The following is a 21,747-nucleotide window of genomic DNA, read 5'->3' on the forward strand; positions in this document are numbered from 1 at the left end:
AAAATTCACCCTACTTTTTTTACAGTGTATGAAAAAAAGCAGGGTGTTATACTATCAAAATCTATTATTTTACGATTTTTATTTTGAGCAGGTAAGCAGCCTTTTTCTCCGAAAATGACTTTCCGCACTCATTTACATTGACCCATTTGAATGTAACAATGTTATCTTTCGTAACATTGACGCAAAAATTCTGTACATTTGATGTTACGCCTTCTAACTTTTCGGGAACAGACACCTCTTTTTTGTTATAATTCATAACATTTAATGTTATGTTTTCTTCCATACACCAAAAATGTGTCGGCTGATACTGTGGCAGACTTATTTCAAGTGTTTCATCTTTCGGTAACTTCATTTCTATCTCTTTTTCCGTACCGGATAGTTTATATTCTTTTCCATTGATGAGGACAATATCATGTTTTGGGTAACCGTGTTTGTCTTTCGGAAATTCTGTATCTTTTTCATCCTTACAACCGCCTAACAGACATACTGTTAGAACAAGTAAACTACCTACTAGAATTTTTCTATACATTTCCCTGTTTCCATCCTCCTCCTTTCTGCAATATAAACCAAAAAACAATAAAAAATATAACATAGACAATCATACTTAGCATTGTAAAAGTTTGGCTATATTGCATTACACCTTCCATCATTAACATTGTATTCAAATTGATATTTCCGCTTTTTGTTAAAGAGTTTATGTCTGTATATGGCATTAACCCCTGATATTTTGAATTAAACGAAAAGAAAACAACAACATAAATACCTATTATGCCGCCTAAGATACCCGCATATTTATTTAAGGATTTATTTCATATAAATTTTCTTTTTGTACAAACATAAAATATAAATGTCATCATCGTGCTTCCAAACAATATTATTCCTATTTCCATTGCAAACGTTAAAAGTATCTGATTATTTGTTTTTTCTACCATTAATATTATAAGTGAGTCCATTCCCATTTTGATACATGAAACAATAATACCAAAAATAAAACTATAACAACTTGTCTTTATAATATTGTCATTTCCGCTACTTTCAATTTTTCCGGCAATATATAAAGAAATTGAGTAAAGTACCCATAACACAAACGATAAAACAAAATATAAGTCAAAATGTCCCCATGCCATATAAGGTATGCCTACCAGCCACTTTGAGATTATTCCGAACAATATTGTTGATGTAACTACAATTGTTAAACTTTTATTTTCCTTCATTTATCGGTCCTCCTTTATATACTTATTATTATACAAATTTTTCAATATCTTCACAATAAAAAGCAGACTATCTATGTTTGATTAATTCCGAATCATTGACAAAAAAGCAGGTCTATGTTACGATTTTTACATATATAACGAAAACGCAGTGACGAAAAGAGTAGGTTTCCGGAAACTTTACAGAGAAATCCCAATACGCTGAGAGGGATAAGTGAAAAGAAACTGAATATGGCTTCTGAGCGGTGTACTGAGCAAATACATATTTGTAAGGTATAATGGGTTCGCCCTTTACAGCGAACGGGTATGCATTTGTACCCATTGAGGTTTCTGTCGTGAGGCAGAGATAAACAGAAGTGGTAACACGGGTAACACTCGTCTTCTCTAAGATTTGGAGAAGGCGATTTTTTTCGTTTAAAAGTAAAAGGAGAGAGATTATGGAAAACAAAAAATTTTATATGACAACTGCCATTGCCTATACATCAGGCAAACCGCACATTGGAAACACTTATGAATTTGTTCTTGCCGACGCAATCGCAAGATACAAAAGAAGTCAGGGATACGATGTATTTTTCCAGACAGGAACAGATGAACATGGACAAAAAATCGAATTAAAAGCGGAAGAAGCCGGAGTATCTCCAAAAGAATTTGTTGACGGCGTTGCCGCTCAAGTAAAAGAAATCGCAGATATGATGAACACTTCTTACGATAAATTTATCCGTACAACTGACGATTATCACGAAAAACAAGTACAGAAAATTTTCAAAAAATTGTACGAACAAGGAGATATTTATAAAGGACATTACGAAGGAATGTACTGTACTCCTTGCGAATCATTTTTCACAGAATCACAGTTGGTAGACGGAAAATGTCCTGACTGCGGAAGAGAAGTACAACCTGCCAAAGAAGAAGCATACTTCTTCAAAATGAGCAAATATGCTGACCGCCTTATCGAGCATATCAACACACATCCTGAATTTATTCAGCCGGTATCACGCAAAAACGAAATGATGAACAACTTCTTATTACCTGGATTACAGGATCTTTGTGTGTCCAGAACATCTTTTAAATGGGGAATTCCTGTTGATTTCGACCCAAAACATGTTGTATATGTTTGGCTTGACGCATTAACAAACTACATCACAGGAATCGGATATGACTGTGACGGAGAAAACAATGAACTCTTCAACAAAAACTGGCCTGCTGATTTACATTTAATCGGAAAAGATATTATCCGTTTCCATACAATTTACTGGCCAATCTTCTTAATGGCATTAGACCTTCCGCTTCCGAAACAAATTTTCGGACACCCATGGTTATTACAGGGTGACGGAAAAATGAGTAAATCTAAAGGAAACGTTATCTATGCAGACGAACTTGTAAATATGTTTGGCGTAGACGCTGTACGTTACTTCGTTCTTCACGAAATGCCATTTGAAAATGACGGTGTTATCACATGGGAATTAATGGTAGAACGTATGAACTCAGACTTAGCAAACACATTAGGAAACCTTGTCAACAGAACAATTTCCATGACAAACAAATATTTTGGCGGAAATGTAACAGACAAAGGCGTAAACGAAGAAGTCGATGCTGACTTAAAAGCAGTGACAGAAAACACACCAAAAGCAGTGGATGAAAAAATGGACAAACTCCGTGTGGCAGACGCTATCACTGAAATATTCAATTTATTCAAACGTTGCAACAAATACATTGACGAAACAATGCCATGGGCTTTAGCAAAAGAAGAGGATAAAAAAGACAGACTTGAAACTGTACTTTATAACTTAATTCAAAGCATTTCCGCAGGCGCAGAATTACTTTCTTCATTCATGCCGGAAACAGCCGAAAAAATCCTTGCACAGTTAAACGGTGGAAATGTAACAGACAAACCTGAAATCTTATTCCAGAGGTTAGATTTAGAAGAAGTCATGAAAAAAGTGGAAGAACTTCACCCACCTGTACAGGAAGAAAAAGAAGAAGAAGTAATTGACATTGAACCAAAAGAAGAAATCACATTTGATGACTTTATGAAATTACAATTCCAAGTTGGTGAAATTATTGCTTGTGAAGAAGTCAAAAAATCAAAAAAATTACTTTGCTCTCAAGTAAAAATCGGAAGTCAGGTAAAACAGATTGTTTCAGGAATTAAAGCACACTATACTGCTGAAGAAATGGTTGGTAAAAAAGTTATGGTACTTGTCAACTTAAAACCGGCTAAATTAGCAGGTGTATTATCTGAAGGTATGTTATTATGTGCTGAAGATGCTGAAGGAAATCTTGCATTAATGACACCGGAAAAAACAATGCCGGCCGGCGCTGAGATTTGTTAATGTATCGGGGACGTAGTAAAATGCGTTTTTACTACGTCCCCGATACAACTTTGCCCTGTCCCTTTTCTCAAATTACCCTGTCCCCTTTTTAACATAAGCTTTTTTCTTTCCATAAAAGTCACACATTCTATACTATATATGGTATTCATACCCAAAAAATTAAACCTATATAGTATAAATTTATATTTTTATTTCAGAAACAAAGTTAATACCTCATTTTTCCACGTATTTCTCGGAAAAACTCAAAAAGGGACAGGACATTTCTCATTTAGGGACACAGTATTTCTCATTTGGGGACGTAGCATTTTTTAATTTTACTACGTCCCCAAATGAACAAGGAGGACTAACATGATTTTTGATACACATGCTCACTACGATGATGAGCAATTTAACGAAGACAGAGAAACACTATTATCACAAATGCAGGATAACGGTATCAGCACAATCATAAATGTAGGTGCAAGTTTACAAGGCTGCCACAATTCCGTTAAACTGGCTGAAAAATATCCTTTTATTTATGCAACTGTAGGAGTACATCCTGACGAAGTCGGAAGTTTGAACACAGAAACGTTTTCATGGCTGAAAGAACAATGTAATCACGAGAAAGTTGTTGCTGTAGGCGAAATCGGTTTGGACTATTACTGGGATAACGAATCCCACGATATACAACAGAAATGGTTTATCGAACAATTAAATCTCGCAAGAGAAAAAAATCTTCCTGTCGTAATTCACAGCCGCGAAGCCGCACAGGATACTTTGGAAATTATGAAGGAGTATGCTCAAGGTTTAACCGGGATTATCCATTGCTTTTCATATTCTGTAGAAATGGCAAAGGAATATGTAAAAATGGGATTTTATATCGGAGTAGGCGGTGTTGTTACTTTTAAAAACGGAAAGAAATTAAAAGAGGTGGTCGCAGAAATTCCTTTAGACCGCATTGTTCTCGAAACAGATTGCCCTTATTTATCGCCTGTTCCTAATAGAAGCAAACGTAATTCATCATTGAACCTTAAATATATTGTGGAAGAGATTGCAAATATAAAAGGCATTTCATCCGAAAAAGTTATTCACCAGACAGAATTAAATGCCTACGAAGTTTATCAAAAATGTATAAAAAGTATTTCTTAACTTGGAATTAAGAAAATTTCGTTTTCTTTAATGAATCTAACATATTTTGGACACATTTTTCTTTTATACTAAAGTCAGATAGTTGATAAACAACAACTATCTCCCCCCTCATAAAGTAAAACACATCTTGAAACCAAGATGTCGCACTTTACTCTCATTCCTTTAGATAATAATAAAACGACGAACCCCGTTAGCCGTATGGTTAACGGGGTTTCGCTGTTTTATCCTACAATCCAAACACTTGCCACAATCCCCGCTAACGTTGCAATCAATGCTCCTGCCAGCGTATATCTCGTCTTTTTCACTTTTACCGCCATAAAATAAACACTCATCGTATAAAAAATTGTTTCCGTGCAACTCATCATCACAGACGCAATCAACCCTATCTGTGAATCTGTCCCATACTGCTTAAAAATATCGAGAACAAGTCCCGTAGCCGCCGAAGAAGAGAACATTCTCACAATCGCCAACGGCACCAATTCCCCCGGAAAACCTATATACGAAGTAAATTGTCCTAACACTTTTCCAAAAAACTCTAAAAATCCGGATGCTCTTAAAATCCCAACGGCAACCATTAACCCAATCAATGTCGGCATAATCTTTATTACCGTCAGAAACCCATTTCTTGCTCCTTTTATAAACTCATCATACACATTTATATTTTGCATAAGTCCATACATGATAATTCCCAAAATCACGGCAGGAACAATAAAATCCGAAATATATAATAATAACTGCACAGTTTTCCCTATCTTTTCTTTTCATTATTGCAGTTTATGTTTTTTATCATAAAATATTACTGCAAAGCAGATTTTTTTGCCATAACCATAGCGAAAATAATTCCCGCAACTGTACTGACCGTTGTGGCTACAATTCCCGCACCTATAATTCCTGCAGGATTTACACTTCCATACTGACTTCGATAGGCGATAACATTTATCGGTATCAGTTGAAGAGAAGAAATATTAATAATAAGAAATGTACACATATCACAACTTGCCACTTTTTTATCCCTGTTTGGATTAATTTCCTGTAAATGTTTCATCGCCATAATTCCCGCAGGAGTGGCAGCCCAACCAAGCCCAAGAAAATTGGCAATCATATTAGTCGTAATATATTTTTCCGCTAAATGTCCTTTTGGCACACCTGGAAATAACAGATGAATAAGTGGACGGATTTTTTCGGAAATTGTATCTATCAAACTGGATTTTGTTGCGATTTCCATAATCCCGACCCACATGGACATAATTCCTATCATCATCACACATAAGTCAACGGCTTCCTTTGCAGAGTCTAATGCACCATTTGTAATATCCGGCATTTTACCACTGAAAACACCGAAAATAATTCCTACGATAATCATACCGCCCCAAAGATAATTCAACATATTATGTATTCTCACTTTTTGTTTTTAATATCTTATGCTTTATAGGTAAAAAAATAGAAGAAGGATTGATTTACTTTCAATCACTTCTTCTACTTTTCTTTTATTCTACCTTAATTTTTCTTCTCTCTAATCTTCGATGTACAATTCCTCTTAACAATGTATACACAACAGAACTAATCGGAATAAATATCAGCATTCCGACAATCCCCATAAGGCTGCCTCCGACACTAACCGCAACCAATACCCATATAGACGGAAGCCCAACCGAACTTCCTACCACATGAGGATAAATCAGATTTCCCTCTACCTGCTGCAAAATGAAAAACATAACAAGGAAACCAAGCGCCTGCATCGGATTTACCATAAAGATAAGTAGTGTTCCTATTGCACAACCTATAAACGCACCAAAATAAGGAATTAACGCCGTAAACGCAATTAATACACCTACTAAAAGTGCATACGGCATATGAAATACCAGCATCGTTATAAAGAACATACTTCCCAAAATAATTGCTTCCACACACTGTCCTGTCAAAAAGTTTGAAAATGTCTTATATGCCATAGAGGAAATGGCAATTAAAATTTCCACCCAATCTCTAGGAATAAATGCATATCCAAGTTTTCTAACCTGTACATTCAACTTCTCTTTCTGCAAAAGAATGTAACAGGCAAAGATAAATGAAATGGCAAATGTTGTAACCCCGCTTACAATCGACTTGGCAACCGCAAATGTGGAGTCTAAAACACTTCCCGCACCATTTTTAAAGAAATCTATTCCACCGGCAATCATTTTGTCCCAGTCAAATTCCAGACTCTGAATCCAGCCCAAAATCTCCTTATTGTTATGGAAAATATCTTCTGCCCACAACTGTAATTCAATAATAAACCTTTGAATTGTTTTTCCAAGTCCGGCAATCGTATTTGCCAACTCCGGCGCTACAATAAATACCACTAAAAATACAATTCCAAACACAAATAAAATTGTCATCACAAGGCTAACCGGTCTTGCAATTCTCTGTAAAAATTTACTGCTCTTTGCCGTCTTATTGCCAAATACTTTCTCCTCGATAAAGTGCATCGGAACATTTAGTACAAATGCAATTGCTCCACCAATTAGGAATGGAAGGATAATATTTAACACATATCCTAAAAGTCCGAAAAACACTTTATAGTTCCATATAATCATCAGAACAACTATCGTAAACACAATAAGCCCTCTGATTTTCCGAATAGTTTCTTTGTCTAAATTCATATATTCACCTTTCCAATCTATTTTTTGCGAATAAATTTTAGGAACTGAATAATTGGAAGATTTACAAGTGCCAGTCCATACACCGTCATTAACTGCGAAATATTCAATGTCTGCACTTTAAAGATGCTTTCAAGCGCAGGTACCATTAATACGGATGTAATCAAAACAAGTCCTAATAAAAATGCACCGATTAAATATATATTATTGAAAAATCTCTTTGTAAAAATCAGTGGTCTGTCTGATTTACAGTTAAATCCATGAACAAGTCTAGCCGTACAAAGTGTACCGAATGCCATTGTACTTGCCAACACTGCATTTCCACTTCTGTACCCAATCATAAACGCAATCACCGTAGTTACAGCAATGGACAATCCTTCGATTCCTATTTTTGTAATGAAATCTTTTGTCAAAATAGATTCGTTCATCGGACGTGGTTTTTCGTCCATAACTGCTTTCGTATGTGGCTCTAATCCCAGTGCAATTGCCGGTAAACTATCTGTTAAAAGGTTAATAAACAATAGATGTACCGGTGCAAACGGCACAGGAAGTCCTGTGATTGCAGCATAAAGAACTGCCAAAATTCCTCCAAAATTCCCTGATAATAGAAATTGTATAGAACCTTTAATGTTTTTATAAACATTTCGTCCATTTTCTACTGCTTTTATAATAGTTGCAAAATTATCATCAGTCAAGACCATAGATGCCGCATCTTTCGATACTTCACTTCCCGTAATTCCCATTGCAACACCGATGTCAGCCTGCTTTAAAGCAGGAGCATCATTTACACCGTCACCTGTCATGGAAACAATATTTCCTTTTTCCTGCCATGCACGAACAATTCGGATTTTATGTTCCGGTGAAACTCTGGCATATACGGAAATTCCTTCAACGAAATCTTTCAACTCTTCGTCTGAAAGGTTGTCTATCTCAGAACCTTCACAGGCTTCCGATTCATCTTTTAAAATACCGATTCGTTTTGCAATCGCTGCTGCTGTAATCTTATGATCTCCCGTAATCATAATCGGTTTAATTCCTGCACGGATACATTCTGCAACTGCCTGTGCTGATTCTTCTCTCGGCGGGTCCATCATGGAAATCAAGCCAACGAAGATTAAATTCTGCTCATCTTCCAAAGTCAGTTCATGTCCCTCTTCAATTTCCTTATAAGCAAATGCAAGTACACGAAGTCCGCCTCTTGAAAATTCCTGATTCTGTTCCTCGATTGCTCTCTTCTCTTCTTCCGTAAGTTCCTGTACTTTTCCGTTTTTCCAAATACGGTTCATTCTCGTAAGTAGAACATCGACAGCCCCTTTCGTAATCATTACCGGACCATCCTCTAAAATATGTGCGGTAGACATTAATTTTCTATCACTATCAAACGGGATTTCACTCATACGCGGAAATTTTTCTCTCACATATCCTGCCTCAGCCCCAAGTTTACTTCCCAAATTAATCAGTGCTGTTTCCGTAGGATCACCTATTTCCACACCATCCACATTTGTAGAATCATTACACAAAATACTGTATCTTAATAACTGTTTCTGTCCCTGTGCCTGTCTGTCAATATCTTTTGCTAAAATACGCTGTCCGTTTACATAGTAGTCTTCTACTGTCATTTTATTTTGTGTCAATGTTCCTGTTTTATCCGAGCAGATAACTGATACACTTCCAAGTCCTTCTACCGCCTGCAATTTACGAATAATAGCGTGTTCTTTTGCCATTTTTTGTGTTCCAAAAGAAAGAACAATTGTCACGATTGAACTAAGCGCTTCAGGAATTGCCGCAACCGCAAGTGCTACTGCAAATAAAAATGCATCCCCTACGGAATCTCCTCTGAATACGCTTATACCAAATAAAATAGCACAGAAAATCAAAATAATAATCGAAAGTTTCTGTCCAAACTGATCCAAATTCATCTGTAACGGAGTCTTTTTCTCTGATGTTGTTTTTAACAGAGTTGCAATTTTCCCGACTTCCGTTTCCATTCCGATAGAAGTTACAATAAATGAACCTCTTCCGTATGTGACAAAACTTCCTGAAAATACCATATTTGTTTGGTCACCCAATGGAACTTCTCCTGCAATAACTTCTTCTGCCTTTTCTACTCCAAGACTTTCTCCTGTCAATGCGCTCTCGTCAATTTTCAAACTGGCATTTTGTAAAATACGTCCGTCTGCCGGAACATAATCTCCCGCTTCCAACATAACCTCGTCACCGATTGTCAGTTCAGAAGACGGAACTTGTATAACTGTTCCATTTCTCAAGACTTTTGCTGTAGGACCGGATAATTTTTTCAAACTATTTAAAGATTGCTCCGCCTTTACCGTCTGTACCGTTCCCAAAATCGCATTCATTGTAATAACGATAAGAATAACGGCTGTACTTTCCATATCTCCTAAAAATCCGGAAACAATCGCCGCCACAATCAAAATAATTACGAGAAAATCTTTGAACTGTTCCAAGAAAATCTGAAAAGTACTTTTCTTTTTTCCTTCCACTAATTCATTTTTCCCATATTGCTCCTGATGATTCAATACTTCTTCGTCTGTCAGTGGTTCGAGTTTACCATTTATCTGCATTCTCACTTCATCTGACGACAACTGATAATATTTTTTCATATTCTTTCCTCCAATTTCCCGTGCTATGTCTTTTAGTATGCCCATTTATTGTATAAAAACAAAGGTTCCAGGCAATAAAAAAGAGACCTTTATTGCACGTTAATAATGCAATAAAAGTCTCACTATTTCATTACGATACGGATGATTACTCATCGTACTGACGACATCGCACACGTTTAAAACGTTAGTTACTCCCTTTTATTAGTGTCTAATATAAACTTTTTTCCAGTTTATGTCAACCCTAAATTTTAGTTTGTAATCGTTCTTTCTGTTTCTTTATCAAATACATGAATTTTTTCTGCATCAAGAGCAAATTTAACTGTATCGCCTGTTCTTGCTGTTGTTCTAGGATTTACTCTTGCTGTCATAGATGCATTTTCATAATCAAAGTGTAAATAAACTTCTGCACCTAACATTTCATATACACGGATTGTTGCTTCAATCACTGTATTTGGTGAAGATTCAATAAACATCTGTTCATCATGAATATCTTCAGGACGAATACCAAGTACAACTGTTTTTCCGTCATATCCGCCGTCAATAAGTTTTTTCGCTTTTGCAGGCGGTAATTCAATAGATGCCGGTCCTGCCTGAAGAGAAACCTTATTTCCATTTACTTTACATACTGCATCTACAAAATTCATCTGTGGTGAACCGATAAATCCCGCAACGAATAAGTTACATGGTGTATCATATAATACCTGTGGTGTATCTACCTGCTGTACAACACCTGCATTCATAACAACGATTCTTGTTCCTAATGTCATCGCTTCTGTCTGGTCATGAGTAACGTAGATGATTGTTGTACCTAATCTCTGATGTAATTTAGAAATCTCAATACGCATCTGTCCTCTAAGTTTTGCATCAAGGTTTGATAAAGGTTCATCCATAAGGAATACTTTTGGATTACGAACGATAGCACGTCCCATAGCAACACGCTGTCTTTGTCCACCTGATAATGCTTTTGGTTTACGGTCTAATAATGCTTCCAAATCAAGAATTTTAGCTGCTTCACGAACCATTTTATCAATTTGTTCTTTTGGTACTTTTCTTAATTTTAAGCCAAATGCCATGTTATCATATACTGTCATGTGTGGATACAATGCATAGTTCTGGAATACCATCGCAATATCTCTGTCTTTTGGTTCTACATCATTTACTAATTTATCTCCGATTCTTAATTCACCTGAAGAAATATCTTCAAGCCCTGCAATCATACGAAGTGTTGTAGATTTTCCACAACCTGAAGGTCCTACAAAAATGATAAATTCTTTATCTTCAATTTCAAGATTGAAATCTTTTACCGCTACAAATCCGTTAGGATATACTTTGTTAATGTTCTTAAGTGATAAACTTGCCATTATATCTTTCCTCCCAAATACTAATCGTTTTCTCTTTAACCAGTATATAAAAAAAGTTCAACTCGGTCTACGCCCAAGTTGAACAATTTTTTTTTGAGAAAATATACAAATTGACGAATTAATATAATCTTTCTCCAACATACTCTGCATTACCAAATGCCAGTATCATCATAAAGAATGGATTTAACAACATTAATCCAAGTGCATAACCTATTCCTTTATTAAAGGCCTGTGCTAATTTTACGCTATATACAATAGATAAAATCGCATTCACACATGGAACAAGAAGACAGATAATGTACCATCCTTTTCCTTTTCCGAAAGCCATTTGATACAGGCAGTATGTATTATAAATCGGAATAAGTCCTTTCCAACCTTGAAGTCCTGCTTTCTCAAATAATCTCCACGATGCAATAAGGTTTAAAAGAATCATTCCTAAAGATAAAATTAACCCCATTCCTGTCGTAAGTAACTCTGTTAAGTCCGCTATCATAATGACGCCTCCCTCTGAATAATTTATGTATGATACCATATCACACTTTTATCAGCCTGTCTACTGTAATAACGCCTGATAAATATCTCTTTTGCCTACCCCTCTGTCTTTGGCTACACGCTTCATCGCTTCCTTCTTTTCAATCCCCTGTGACATATAATATTCCATATGTTCTTCCACACTCATCTCTTCCCATCGAGAAATTTCTTCCTCACGTATTTCCGTACGGCTCTTTCCTTCCAACACAAGAACACATTCCCCTTTCGGTTCATTGTCTTCATAATAAGAAATTGCTTCTTCTAATGTTGTAGCAAAAGCGGTTTCATGTTTCTTTGTTAATTCACGGCAAACTGTAATTTTTCGGTTACCCACCGTATTATACAATTCTTTTAATGTTTTTATAAGACGATGAGGAGCTTCATACAAAATCATTGTCCTTGTTTCACTTGCCAGTTCCTTTAAAACTTCCTGTTTTTCTTTTTTATCAGTAGGAAGAAATGCCTCAAATGCAAATCTTCTCGTAGATAATCCTGACAGAGTAAGAGCGGTAATACAGGCTGCTGCCCCCGGCAAAGAAGTAACTTCAATTCCCGATTCATAACACATTTTCACCAGTTCTTCTCCCGGATCGGATATTCCCGGCGTTCCCGCATCTGTGATTAACGCAATATTTACTCCCGCCTGCAATTTTTCCACCAGTTTTTTTCCTTTTTCAATCTTATTGTACTCGTGGTAACTCGTCATCGGTGTTTTAATTTCAAAATGATTTAACAGTTTAATACTGTTCCTTGTATCCTCAGCAGCGATTAAATCCACTTCTTGTAAAGTCCGTATAACTCTATATGTCATATCTTCCAGATTTCCAATCGGCGTTGCACACAGATATAGTTTTCCTGCCATTTTTTACTCCTTTACTTTAACCCGTATTCTCCCAGTAACTCTTCTGAATACACATTTTTTTCTCTGTATACAATCAAAGGAGGCTCTACCGTCATTCTTGAATTTCCTCCCCTACTCCCCTCAATCAGAACCATATTCGGCTCTTTATCAATATAAGGGTGTACTAGACGCATACGTTTCGGTTCTATCTTATAAGCACACATTTTTGATAAAATTTCTGCCAGTCTGAAAGGACGATGCACCATATAAAATCTTCCTCCGGAACGAAGCAACTTCGCACTCGTCCGCAAAATATCATCCAGATCACACAAAATCTCATGTCTTGCTATCGCTTTTGCACTGTCTTTATTCTGTAAACCGTGAGCTCCTATCATATATGGCGGATTTGTTGTGATTACGTCAAAAAAGACAGAACCAAACAGGTTTACTGCCTCTTTCACATCTCCCGTCACAATATCAATTTTGTCTTCCAAATGATTATATGCAACACTTCTTCTCGCCATATCGGCACTTTCTTCCTGAATTTCAAGTCCCGTAAAATATTCCCCTTCTGACTTTGCTTCCAGTAAAATAGGGATAATCCCTGTACCTGTTCCTATATCAAGTACTTTTTCTCCCTTTTTTACTTTTGCAAAGTTGGACAACAGCACTGCATCCATTCCAAAACAAAATTTACTTGGGTTTTGAATAATCTGATACCCTTTCACCTGTAAATCATCTAACCGCTCTTCCGGCTTCAAATTACTCTCCATCTAACTTCGATGCTCCCTCTCCCTTTTCCAAGGCGGCAAGTTCACGCATTTCCTCTTTTGAAAGTCTTACGTCTGTTTTCTTACGTCTTGGTTTAAATTTTAATTCACTTACTTTGTATTCACGGATTTCTTTCTCATCATTATCTAAAGTAACAATCACTTTCACTAACTGTCGAAGTACACTTAAATTCTGTACTTCCCCACGAAGTCCATCTACTGTCGTAACCATATCGCCAATTGCTGGCAAACGGCTGTTCAAATACTCATAAGTTTCCTCTTCATTTGTCAGACAGCACATTAGTCTTCCGCAAACCCCTGAAATTTTTGTCGGGTTCAAAGATAAATTCTGTTCTTTCGCCATTTTAATGGAAACCGGAGCAAATTCTGACAAATATGTGTGACAACAAAGCGGTCTGCCACAAATTCCGATTCCCCCACGAATTTTTGTTTCATCACGGACACCAATTTGACGAAGTTCAATTCTTGTACGGAAAACTGCTGCCAAATCTTTCACCAATTCCCTGAAATCAATTCTTCCATCTGCAGTAAAATAAAACAATACCTTATTATTATCAAATGTATATTCTGCATCAATCAATTTCATTTCTAATCCGTGTTTGCGGATTTTTTCCAAACAGATTTCAAAGGCTTCTTTTTCCTTTTCCTTATTTCTCTCCTCTATGCGTTTATCTTCCTCTGTAGCAACTCTGATTACCGATTTCAACGGCTGTGTAATCTCATCATCTTCCACTTCTTTCGGATCAGTCACTACACTGCCAAATTCAACGCCTCTTGCCGTTTCTACAATTACTTTATCACCTTTTTTAATGTTCAGTTTTGCCGGCGAAAAGAAATATATTTTACCTGCCGTGCGAAATCTCACACCAATCACTTTTGTCATTCCTAGTTCTCCTTTATTGTCAGCAATAACAGTTCCATAACTAAATCAAAATTAACATTTGCCTTTAATCTTGCTTTTGCCTTTTCAAGACTGTCTAAAATAATCTCAATTCCCTCATAAGAACTCTTATTTGCCCTGTCTTTTATATATTTTAACTGGTCGGCAAACACGATACCGTTCACATCTTTTGTTGCCTTATAAATCAGCACATCTCTGTACCAAATCATAATAATATCCAAATAATCATTGACACTTAATTTATATGTTCCTATCTTCTTAATGGCGATTACAATCTCAGAAATCTCCATTTCATTGATATGTCTTAACAATTGTAATGCCTCTTCTTTAATTTCATTAAAATGCTCAGAAGACGCAAGCATAATGGCACGTCCCATATTTCCCTGTGCAAATGCAGCACAAATATCTGCCTGATAATCAGGAATCTGCATCTGTTCCATAAGATATTTTTTAATAAGTGTCGTTTTAATATTTCTCAGTTTAAGCATAACGCATCTGGACATAATTGTCGGAAGTAAACTTTCCGCATTCTCTGTCAGCAAGAAAATAACTGCATATGCAGGCGGCTCTTCAATCGTCTTTAACAGTGCGTTCTGTGCCTGCACTGAAAGTAAATCTGCCTCTGGAATAATATAAATCTTATATGAACTGCTATATGGTTTTATAACAATATCGTTATTTACCTGTGTACGAATATCATCCACACTGATTGTATTTGGTTTCTCGTGTTTTACATGAATAATGTCAGGATGATTTCCGCTCTTAGCCTGTTTACAGGAATGGCACTCACCACATGGATTCGGTGTATGTTCTTCACACTGCAATGTCATGGCAAATAAATCTGCCAGCATCTTCTTTCCCGAACCTCTTTCTCCGTTCAAAATATATGCGTGTGACACTTTATCCTGAGATACTGCATTCTGAATATACTGAATAATATCGTTATGTCCGATTACATCTTTGAATCCTTTCATGTTACCACCATTCCTTTCCTGAAACTATATATCCTTAGTATATCATAGTTTTCCCTTAATATATAGTACAATTTCATCTACACAGTTTTCCACGTTTTCATTATAAAATCTTCTATCTATCCCCTGTTTTTCTAAGTTTTTCTCCGAAAAATCTTCTGTGTCAGCCAAAAATCTTCTGCAAAGTTCCGCATATTTAGGATTTTCCTGTCTGCGTTCACGCTCCAACGCCCTAAAAAGACGTTCCCCATCCTCTACTTCTATATAAATCGGTACAAGATTTTCCTCTCCAAAATATTCTCTCATCTTTTCGTAAGAAACCAATGTTCCTATTACAATATAACTGTCTATTTCCAACTTAATCTGATCATCCGCCGCCGTAAAATAGTTCCATTTCCCATGTACCGTATCATATGAACGCAATTCAATAATTTTACCTTCCCGCTGAAATGCTTCCAATTCTTTTTCCCCAACAAAATAATATTCTACTCCGTCTTTTTCCCCTTCTCTAATTGGTCTTGTCGTATATAAAACAATCGTCTTTAACTCCGGTAAATACTCCTGCAATTTTTTAAAAATTGTATCTTTTCCGGAAGAACTTTTCCCCATAACATAAAAAATCTTACCCATTTTTCCACACCCCAATATGTTTTTCCACCGCAATTCCCTCTATCGTGAACTGCAATTCTTCGTATCTTTTCAGGCACTGTACTGCCTCATTTGTAATCCTCTCTCCCGGAACAAGAAATGGTATTCCCGGCGGATATACATAAGCATACTCACCTGCAATTTTTCCTTCTGCATCTTCCCATTTTATATAAGAAAGACCATCCCTCTGTACTGACTTCTGCACTTCTGCACTTCTGCAGACTAAAGGTAAGTGAGGCAATTCCAAATCTTCCTCTTCTCTTTTCTCTGACTTTAATGTTTCATCTATCTCAAATAATGCTTCTTTTAATCTTGAAAATCCTTCCTCAGTATCTCCGACGGTTGTCATTGCTAAGACGTATGTCCCTGCAGTCATTTCCATCTGCAAATGATATTTTTCTAAAAGTATTTTACTTAATTCTCCGCTCGTTATGTTGGTACCCTTCACGGAAATAATCAATTTAGATATATCAAAATGTTCCGTCCTTATTATCTGCAGATGCTTTAATTTTTCAAGATTCTTTCTCAAAGTAATTAGTTTTTCCACATACCCTTCAAAGAGTATGTTTCTTTGATTTTCCAGCATTTCCATACAATAATCAATACTTGCCATAAGTACATATGAAGGACTGCTCGACTGTAACATATGAAGATAGTTTCGCACCTTTTCCCTATCAATTATTTTTCCATTCAAATGAATCAGTGCAGTCTGTGTCATTGCCGGTAATGTTTTGTGTAGACTATGAATGACAATATCTGCCCCCTTTTCGTTAGCATTTTTCGGAAATGCCTTATGAAATCCAAAATGTGCTCCGTGTGCCTCATCTACAATTAATGGAATATGATATTTATGTACAGTTTTCGCTATATTTTCCACATCAGAAAGTACTCCGTCATATGTTGGGGAAACAATAACTACTGCCTTAATTTCTTTTTCCTTTTTTAAAATTTCTTCTATTTCTTTACAGCTGATTTCTCCATTTATCTGTAAACTCTTTTCATATTTCGGATAAATATATATCGGTTCCAGTTCATTCATATAAATGGCATGATATACGGATTTATGGCAATTTCTTGCCACCAAAATTTTGTCGCCTTTCTCAGTTACACCTAAAATAGAACTTAAAATACCAACTGTACTTCCATTCACAAGAAAATGACTTTCTTCCGCTTTATATAAACGTGCTGACCTTTCCTGTGCTTCCTTTAAAATACTATCCGCATGATGTAAATCATCAAATCCTTCTATCTCTGTAATGTCTATCCCGTAAGGAAGACCGATAGGAAATTTTTCTTCATTTCGTTTATGTCCCGGCATATGAAATCCATAATAATCAGATTGCTGATACATTTTCAGTTTCTCATAGAGCATTATCTGTTCTCCTTTTCCTATGAAATCCTATGTATAAAAAAAAGCAGAATGCCTTTCGTTAAGGTATTTCTGCTCTTTTTATGCGGAAGATGGGACTTGAACCCACACGTAGTAACCCACACTAGAACCTGAATCTAGCTCGTCTGCCATTCCGACACTTCCGCAAGTCATTTTTCATTATACTGCTTTTTAAGAATTTAGTCAAATGATTATTAGATTTTTTGTATAACTGAGAGGATATAACTTATTTATAAGTCATATCCTCCCAAATTACTATTTCTATAAATCTCTAATCTGTGCGTGTAATTCCTGAAGTGATTTCACTTCTCCACAACCCGGTTTTTTCATAGACTTAATTCCACTGACAGTGGCTCTTGCTGCTGCCATCGTTGTCATATATGGAACTTTCGCCTTAATTGCTGCTTTACGAAGATAACTATCATCTTCCTGTCTGTCCTGACCGATTGGAGTATTAATAATCAAATCAACTTTTCCATTTGTGATTAAGTCCAACATATCCGGTCTTCCTTCATTGAGTTTATATACTCTTTCTGCTTCCATTCCGGCATCCTTAATTAACTGGCAAGTATTTTTAGATGCTAAAATCTTAAATCCGGCTTCAATAAAATCTTTGGCTACTTCTACCACTTCCGGTTTGTCTTTATCATTAACAGACATTAATACTGTTCCTTCTAATGGAATTTTCTTCTGTGTTGCTTCCTGTGCTTTATAGAATGCTTCACCGTAGAATGAAGACAATCCTAATACCTCACCTGTAGAACGCATTTCAGGTCCTAATACAGGGTCTACCTCTTGGAACATATTGAATGGGAATACCGCCTCTTTTACCCCATAGTGTGGGATATACTGTTCTTTTAACTGTGGAACAGGTGATGGTCTTCCTGTCAACTCAGAAGTAATAATTTCAGTTGCAAGCGGTACCATTTTTATATTACATACTTTTGAAACTAATGGCACTGTTCTTGATGCTCTTGGATTGGCTTCCAATACATATACTTTACCGTTTTCAATTGCATACTGCATATTCATAAGACCTTTAACGTGCATTTCTTCTGCAATTTTTCTTGTATATTCTTTGATAGTCTTAATATTATCTTCCGAAATATGTTTAGACGGAATAATACAAGCAGAGTCCCCTGAATGTACACCTGCCAATTCAATGTGTTCCATTACTGCCGGAACAAATGCATGTTCACCGTCACTGATTGCGTCTGCTTCGCATTCTAAAGCATGATTTAAGAAACGGTCAATCAAAATTGGTCTATCTGGTGTAACACCTACAGCCGCTTTCATATAACCTGCCATACTTTCTGAGTCATAAACAACTTCCATTCCACGTCCACCAAGAACGTAAGAAGGTCTAACCATAACCGGATAACCTATTTTCTCTGCAATTTCTACTGCTTCTTCAACATTTACTGCCATTCCTGATTCAGGCATAGGAATTTCTAGTTTTTCCATCATGGCACGGAATAAATCTCTATCCTCAGCAAGATCAATTACAGATGGTGCTGTTCCAAGAATTTTCACTCCGTTTTTCTCTAAGTCTGCTGCAAGGTTAAGCGGTGTCTGTCCACCAAACTGAGCGATAACCCCTACCGGTTTCTCTTTTTTATAAATACTGAGTACATCCTCCAATGTAAGTGGTTCAAAATATAATTTATCAGATGTATCATAATCTGTTGAAACTGTTTCAGGATTACAGTTTACAATAATTGTTTCAAATCCTAATTTTTTCAATGCAAGAGATGCGTGTACACAGCAATAATCAAACTCAATACCCTGTCCGATTCTGTTAGGACCTCCGCCCAAAATCATTACTTTTGGTTTGTCCTCACGGATTGGATTTTTGTCTTCTGCATTGTATGTTGAGTAATAGTATGCGCTATCTTCTGTTCCGCTTACATGAACACCTTCCCATGCTTCCTCAACACCGAGTTCAATTCTCTTTTCTCTAATTTCGGCTTCTTCTACATCTAATAACTGACTTAAATATTTATCAGAAAAACCGTCTTTTTTCGCTGTAATCAACGCTTCGTCAGAAGGTAAATGTCCTTTTGATTTCAAAAGTTCTTCTTCTTCCTCAACCAATTCTCGCATCTGCTCAATGAAATATGCTTTTACTTTTGTTCTTTCATGGATTTCTTCGATTGTAGCACCTTTTCTCAACGCCTCATACATGATAAAATGACGTTCACTTGTAGGTGTTACCAACATTTTAAGAAGTTCATCTTTTGATTTTGTATCAAAATCTTTTGCATGTCCAAGTCCGTAACGTCCTGTTTCCAAACTTCTGATTGCTTTCTGCAATGCTTCTTTATATGTTTTTCCGATACTCATTACTTCACCTACAGCGCGCATCTGAGTACCTAATTTATCTTCTACACCTTTGAATTTTTCAAATGCCCAACGAGCAAATTTAATTACAATGTAATCTCCATTCGGAACATATTTATCCAATGTTCCATATTTTCCACATGGAATATCTTTCAAAGTAAGTCCTGTTGCCAACATTGCTGATACAAGTGCAATAGGGAAACCTGTTGCTTTTGATGCAAGCGCTGATGAACGTGATGTTCTTGGGTTGATTTCAATAATAATATCTCTATCTGTTTTAGGGTCATGAGCCCACTGTACGTTACATCCGCCGATTACTTGAACTGAATCTACAACTTTATGAGATTTTTCCTGTAAACGCTGCTGTACTTCTTCTGAGATTGTAAGCATAGGCGCTGAACAGAATGAATCACCTGTATGTACTCCAAGAGGGTCAATATTCTCAATGAAACATACTGTAATCATATTGCCTTCTGAATCACGAACTACTTCAAGTTCTAATTCTTCCCATCCTAAAATAGATTCCTCAACAAGTACCTGTCCTACTAAACTTGCCTGAAGCCCTCTTGCACAAACTGTTTTTAATTCTTCTTTATTATAAACAAGTCCGCCGCCGGCTCCACCCATTGTATATGCTGGTCTAAGTACAACCGGATAACCAAGTTCTTCTGCAATTGCAAGAGCTTCATCTACTGAATAAGCAACTTCACTTCTTGCCATCTCAATTCCAAGACTGTCCATTGTCTTTTTAAATTCAATTCGGTCTTCACCTCTTTCAATTGCATCAACCTGAACACCGATTACTTCTACATTATATTTTTCCAAAATTCCTGCCTGTGCTAATTCTGAACATAAATTAAGACCCGATTGTCCACCTAAATTTGGTAATAGTGCATCTGGTCTTTCTTTAGCAATAATTTGCTCTAATCTCTCTACATTGAGAGGTTCAATATAAGTAACGTCAGCAGTTTCCGGGTCTGTCATAATTGTCGCCGGATTAGAATTAACTAATACAATTTCATATCCTAAACTCTTAAGAGCTTTACACGCCTGTGTCCCTGAATAGTCAAATTCACACGCCTGTCCAATAATAATAGGGCCAGAACCAATAATAAGTACTTTGTGAATATCTTTTCTCTGTGACATTGTAACTCCTCCTGTTTCCTCGTTGTTTTTTCCATTGCCAATTATTATACAGAAAAAAAGATAGAATAGCAATCCCATTTTTTATCTTTTTTGTATTATTTTTTATACTTTATCTTTTTCTTCATATTTTACGCATATATTAATATCCTATCAAATAAATTTTTCTTCATCATAACAAAAAAAGAACAGATTTATCTGTTCTTAAAGTGAAGCATCGGGGATTCGAACCCCGGACAACTTGATTAAAAGTCAAGTGCTCTACCGACTGAGCTAATGCTCCATATTATATGATTTATACTACATCGCTGTAGAATGCCCAGAGCCGGAATCGAACCAGCGACACGAGGATTTTCAGTCCTCTGCTCTACCGACTGAGCTATCTGGGCTTAACTTATATCCCCTTGGCAATAAAAACCTTATTGGCATTTTGTCAATAAGTTGAAATTGCGGGGGCAGGATTTGAACCTACGACCTTCGGGTTATGAGCCCGACGAGCTTCCAGACTGCTCCACCCCGCGTCATTATCTAATTTAATGGATGGAGAAGGATTCGAACCTTCGAAGGCGGTGCCAACAGATTTACAGTCTGCCCCCTTTGGCCACTCGGGAATCCATCCATAAAGCCGACAATCGGACTTGAACCGATAACCTGCTGATTACAAATCAGCTGCTCTGCCAATTGAGCCATGTCGGCATATTAATTATATAAATGGGACCAACAGGGCTCGAACCTGTGACCCCCTGCTTGTAAGGCAGGTGCTCTCCCAGCTGAGCTATGATCCCATAATATAAACGACCCGGAAGGGACTCGAACCCTCGACCTCCGCCGTGACAGGGCGGCGCTCTAACCAACTGAGCCACCGGGCCATATGAAGATATATACCTTCAAAACCACACAC

The 21,747-nt window shown here is 36.6% G+C and carries 17 protein-coding genes, 8 tRNA genes and 1 other annotated feature; of the genes, 2 read left to right on the top strand and 23 right to left on the bottom strand.

The genetic code is table 11. The features are described from left to right. Positions 1-64: 64 nt before the first annotated feature. Positions 65-529 (bottom strand): hypothetical protein, encoded by a 465-nt coding sequence (locus ACYPXO_RS05815; RefSeq protein WP_459639686.1) that lies wholly within the window; start codon positions 527-529, stop codon positions 65-67. A 280-nt stretch (positions 530-809) separates the two neighbouring features. After that, a complete protein-coding gene (locus ACYPXO_RS05820) occupies positions 810-1,214 on the bottom strand; it encodes a hypothetical protein (protein ID WP_459639687.1) in 405 nt (134 codons plus the stop codon). 139 nt (positions 1,215-1,353) lie between these two features. After that, positions 1,354-1,597: a binding site (T-box leader), on the top strand. Between the two features lie 3 nt (positions 1,598-1,600). On the opposite strand from ACYPXO_RS05820, the gene metG reads away from it, so the two are divergent. Further along, positions 1,601-3,544: a methionine--tRNA ligase gene (gene metG, locus ACYPXO_RS05825; RefSeq protein ID WP_459639702.1), complete on the top strand. Its 1,944-nt coding sequence runs from the start codon at positions 1,601-1,603 to the stop codon at positions 3,542-3,544. A 348-nt stretch (positions 3,545-3,892) separates the two neighbouring features. Beyond that, positions 3,893-4,672, top strand: a complete 780-nt coding sequence (locus tag ACYPXO_RS05830; protein ID WP_459639688.1) for a TatD family hydrolase — start codon at positions 3,893-3,895, stop codon at positions 4,670-4,672. 221 nt (positions 4,673-4,893) lie between these two features. Here ACYPXO_RS05830 and ACYPXO_RS05835 read toward each other — a convergent pair whose 3' ends face one another. The 21 genes from ACYPXO_RS05835 to ACYPXO_RS05935 form a co-directional block, all read right to left on the bottom strand. Beyond that, positions 4,894-5,412, bottom strand: coding sequence for a spore maturation protein (locus tag ACYPXO_RS05835; protein WP_459639689.1), 519 nt, complete (start codon positions 5,410-5,412; stop codon positions 4,894-4,896). Between the two features lie 56 nt (positions 5,413-5,468). Further along, positions 5,469-6,059, bottom strand: a complete 591-nt coding sequence (locus tag ACYPXO_RS05840; protein WP_459639690.1) for a nucleoside recognition protein — start codon at positions 6,057-6,059, stop codon at positions 5,469-5,471. 100 nt (positions 6,060-6,159) lie between these two features. After that, complete coding sequence (locus tag ACYPXO_RS05845; protein ID WP_459639691.1) at positions 6,160-7,311, bottom strand: AI-2E family transporter; 1,152 nt, start codon at positions 7,309-7,311, stop codon at positions 6,160-6,162. Between the two features lie 17 nt (positions 7,312-7,328). Beyond that, the gene (locus tag ACYPXO_RS05850) at positions 7,329-9,929 is read right to left on the bottom strand and encodes a cation-translocating P-type ATPase (RefSeq protein ID WP_459639692.1); all 2,601 of its coding nucleotides are present in this window, start codon (positions 9,927-9,929) and stop codon (positions 7,329-7,331) included. Positions 9,930-10,177: 248 nt separating this feature from the next. Continuing rightward, positions 10,178-11,290, bottom strand: coding sequence for an ABC transporter ATP-binding protein (locus tag ACYPXO_RS05855; protein ID WP_459639693.1), 1,113 nt, complete (start codon positions 11,288-11,290; stop codon positions 10,178-10,180). A 118-nt stretch (positions 11,291-11,408) separates the two neighbouring features. Next, positions 11,409-11,783 (bottom strand): DUF5684 domain-containing protein, encoded by a 375-nt coding sequence (locus tag ACYPXO_RS05860; protein ID WP_459639694.1) that lies wholly within the window; start codon positions 11,781-11,783, stop codon positions 11,409-11,411. 60 nt (positions 11,784-11,843) lie between these two features. After that, entirely contained in the window at positions 11,844-12,683 is an 840-nt protein-coding gene (gene rsmI / locus ACYPXO_RS05865) for a 16S rRNA (cytidine(1402)-2'-O)-methyltransferase (RefSeq protein WP_459639695.1), read from the bottom strand. Positions 12,684-12,694: 11 nt separating this feature from the next. Continuing rightward, positions 12,695-13,435 (bottom strand): tRNA1(Val) (adenine(37)-N6)-methyltransferase, encoded by a 741-nt coding sequence (locus ACYPXO_RS05870; protein ID WP_459639696.1) that lies wholly within the window; start codon positions 13,433-13,435, stop codon positions 12,695-12,697. Further along, entirely contained in the window at positions 13,425-14,336 is a 912-nt protein-coding gene (locus tag ACYPXO_RS05875) for a PSP1 domain-containing protein (RefSeq protein ID WP_459639697.1), read from the bottom strand. The genes ACYPXO_RS05870 and ACYPXO_RS05875 overlap by 11 nt, the downstream gene beginning before the upstream one ends. A 2-nt stretch (positions 14,337-14,338) precedes the next feature. After that, on the bottom strand, positions 14,339-15,328 hold the full coding sequence (holB, locus tag ACYPXO_RS05880) for a DNA polymerase III subunit delta' (protein ID WP_459639698.1): 990 nt from the start codon (positions 15,326-15,328) through the stop codon (positions 14,339-14,341). A 42-nt stretch (positions 15,329-15,370) separates the two neighbouring features. Further along, complete coding sequence (locus ACYPXO_RS05885; protein ID WP_459639699.1) at positions 15,371-15,955, bottom strand: nucleoside/nucleotide kinase family protein; 585 nt, start codon at positions 15,953-15,955, stop codon at positions 15,371-15,373. After that, positions 15,948-17,345, bottom strand: a complete 1,398-nt coding sequence (locus tag ACYPXO_RS05890) for an aminotransferase class I/II-fold pyridoxal phosphate-dependent enzyme (RefSeq protein ID WP_459639700.1) — start codon at positions 17,343-17,345, stop codon at positions 15,948-15,950. The genes ACYPXO_RS05885 and ACYPXO_RS05890 overlap by 8 nt, the downstream gene beginning before the upstream one ends. A gap of 81 nt (positions 17,346-17,426) precedes the next feature. After that, a tRNA-Leu gene (locus tag ACYPXO_RS05895) sits at positions 17,427-17,509 on the bottom strand. A gap of 115 nt (positions 17,510-17,624) precedes the next feature. Further along, positions 17,625-20,849 (bottom strand): carbamoyl-phosphate synthase large subunit, encoded by a 3,225-nt coding sequence (gene carB, locus ACYPXO_RS05900; RefSeq protein ID WP_459639701.1) that lies wholly within the window; start codon positions 20,847-20,849, stop codon positions 17,625-17,627. 207 nt (positions 20,850-21,056) lie between these two features. Continuing rightward, positions 21,057-21,129 (bottom strand) — tRNA-Lys (locus ACYPXO_RS05905). 33 nt (positions 21,130-21,162) lie between these two features. Further along, a tRNA-Phe gene (locus ACYPXO_RS05910) sits at positions 21,163-21,235 on the bottom strand. Positions 21,236-21,293: 58 nt separating this feature from the next. Further along, positions 21,294-21,367 (bottom strand) — tRNA-Met (locus ACYPXO_RS05915). Positions 21,368-21,383: 16 nt separating this feature from the next. After that, positions 21,384-21,465, bottom strand: a tRNA-Tyr gene (locus tag ACYPXO_RS05920). 4 nt (positions 21,466-21,469) lie between these two features. Beyond that, positions 21,470-21,542: transfer RNA gene (locus tag ACYPXO_RS05925), tRNA-Thr, on the bottom strand. A 16-nt stretch (positions 21,543-21,558) separates the two neighbouring features. Further along, positions 21,559-21,631, bottom strand: a tRNA-Val gene (locus ACYPXO_RS05930). 10 nt (positions 21,632-21,641) lie between these two features. Continuing rightward, positions 21,642-21,715: transfer RNA gene (locus tag ACYPXO_RS05935), tRNA-Asp, on the bottom strand. Positions 21,716-21,747: the final 32 nt, after the last annotated feature.

This window comes from Faecalimonas canis, from assembly GCF_054601575.1.

Bases quoted from the DNA above. Each gene is read 5' to 3' on its own strand.
- ACYPXO_RS05815 (WP_459639686.1), bottom strand. From the start codon at position 529: ATGTATAGAAAAATTCTAGTAGGTAGTTTACTTGTTCTAACAGTATGT.
- ACYPXO_RS05820 (WP_459639687.1), bottom strand. From the start codon at position 1,214: ATGAAGGAAAATAAAAGTTTAACAATTGTAGTTACATCAACAATATTG.
- ACYPXO_RS05830 (WP_459639688.1), top strand. From the start codon at position 3,893: ATGATTTTTGATACACATGCTCACTACGATGATGAGCAATTTAACGAA.
- ACYPXO_RS05840 (WP_459639690.1), bottom strand. From the start codon at position 6,059: ATGTTGAATTATCTTTGGGGCGGTATGATTATCGTAGGAATTATTTTC.
- ACYPXO_RS05845 (WP_459639691.1), bottom strand. From the start codon at position 7,311: ATGAATTTAGACAAAGAAACTATTCGGAAAATCAGAGGGCTTATTGTG.
- ACYPXO_RS05850 (WP_459639692.1), bottom strand. From the start codon at position 9,929: ATGAAAAAATATTATCAGTTGTCGTCAGATGAAGTGAGAATGCAGATA.
- ACYPXO_RS05855 (WP_459639693.1), bottom strand. From the start codon at position 11,290: ATGGCAAGTTTATCACTTAAGAACATTAACAAAGTATATCCTAACGGA.
- ACYPXO_RS05860 (WP_459639694.1), bottom strand. From the start codon at position 11,783: ATGATAGCGGACTTAACAGAGTTACTTACGACAGGAATGGGGTTAATT.
- rsmI (WP_459639695.1), bottom strand. From the start codon at position 12,683: ATGGCAGGAAAACTATATCTGTGTGCAACGCCGATTGGAAATCTGGAA.
- ACYPXO_RS05870 (WP_459639696.1), bottom strand. From the start codon at position 13,435: ATGGAGAGTAATTTGAAGCCGGAAGAGCGGTTAGATGATTTACAGGTG.
- ACYPXO_RS05875 (WP_459639697.1), bottom strand. From the start codon at position 14,336: ATGACAAAAGTGATTGGTGTGAGATTTCGCACGGCAGGTAAAATATAT.
- holB (WP_459639698.1), bottom strand. From the start codon at position 15,328: ATGAAAGGATTCAAAGATGTAATCGGACATAACGATATTATTCAGTAT.
- ACYPXO_RS05885 (WP_459639699.1), bottom strand. From the start codon at position 15,955: ATGGGTAAGATTTTTTATGTTATGGGGAAAAGTTCTTCCGGAAAAGAT.
- ACYPXO_RS05890 (WP_459639700.1), bottom strand. From the start codon at position 17,345: ATGCTCTATGAGAAACTGAAAATGTATCAGCAATCTGATTATTATGGA.
- carB (WP_459639701.1), bottom strand. From the start codon at position 20,849: ATGTCACAGAGAAAAGATATTCACAAAGTACTTATTATTGGTTCTGGC.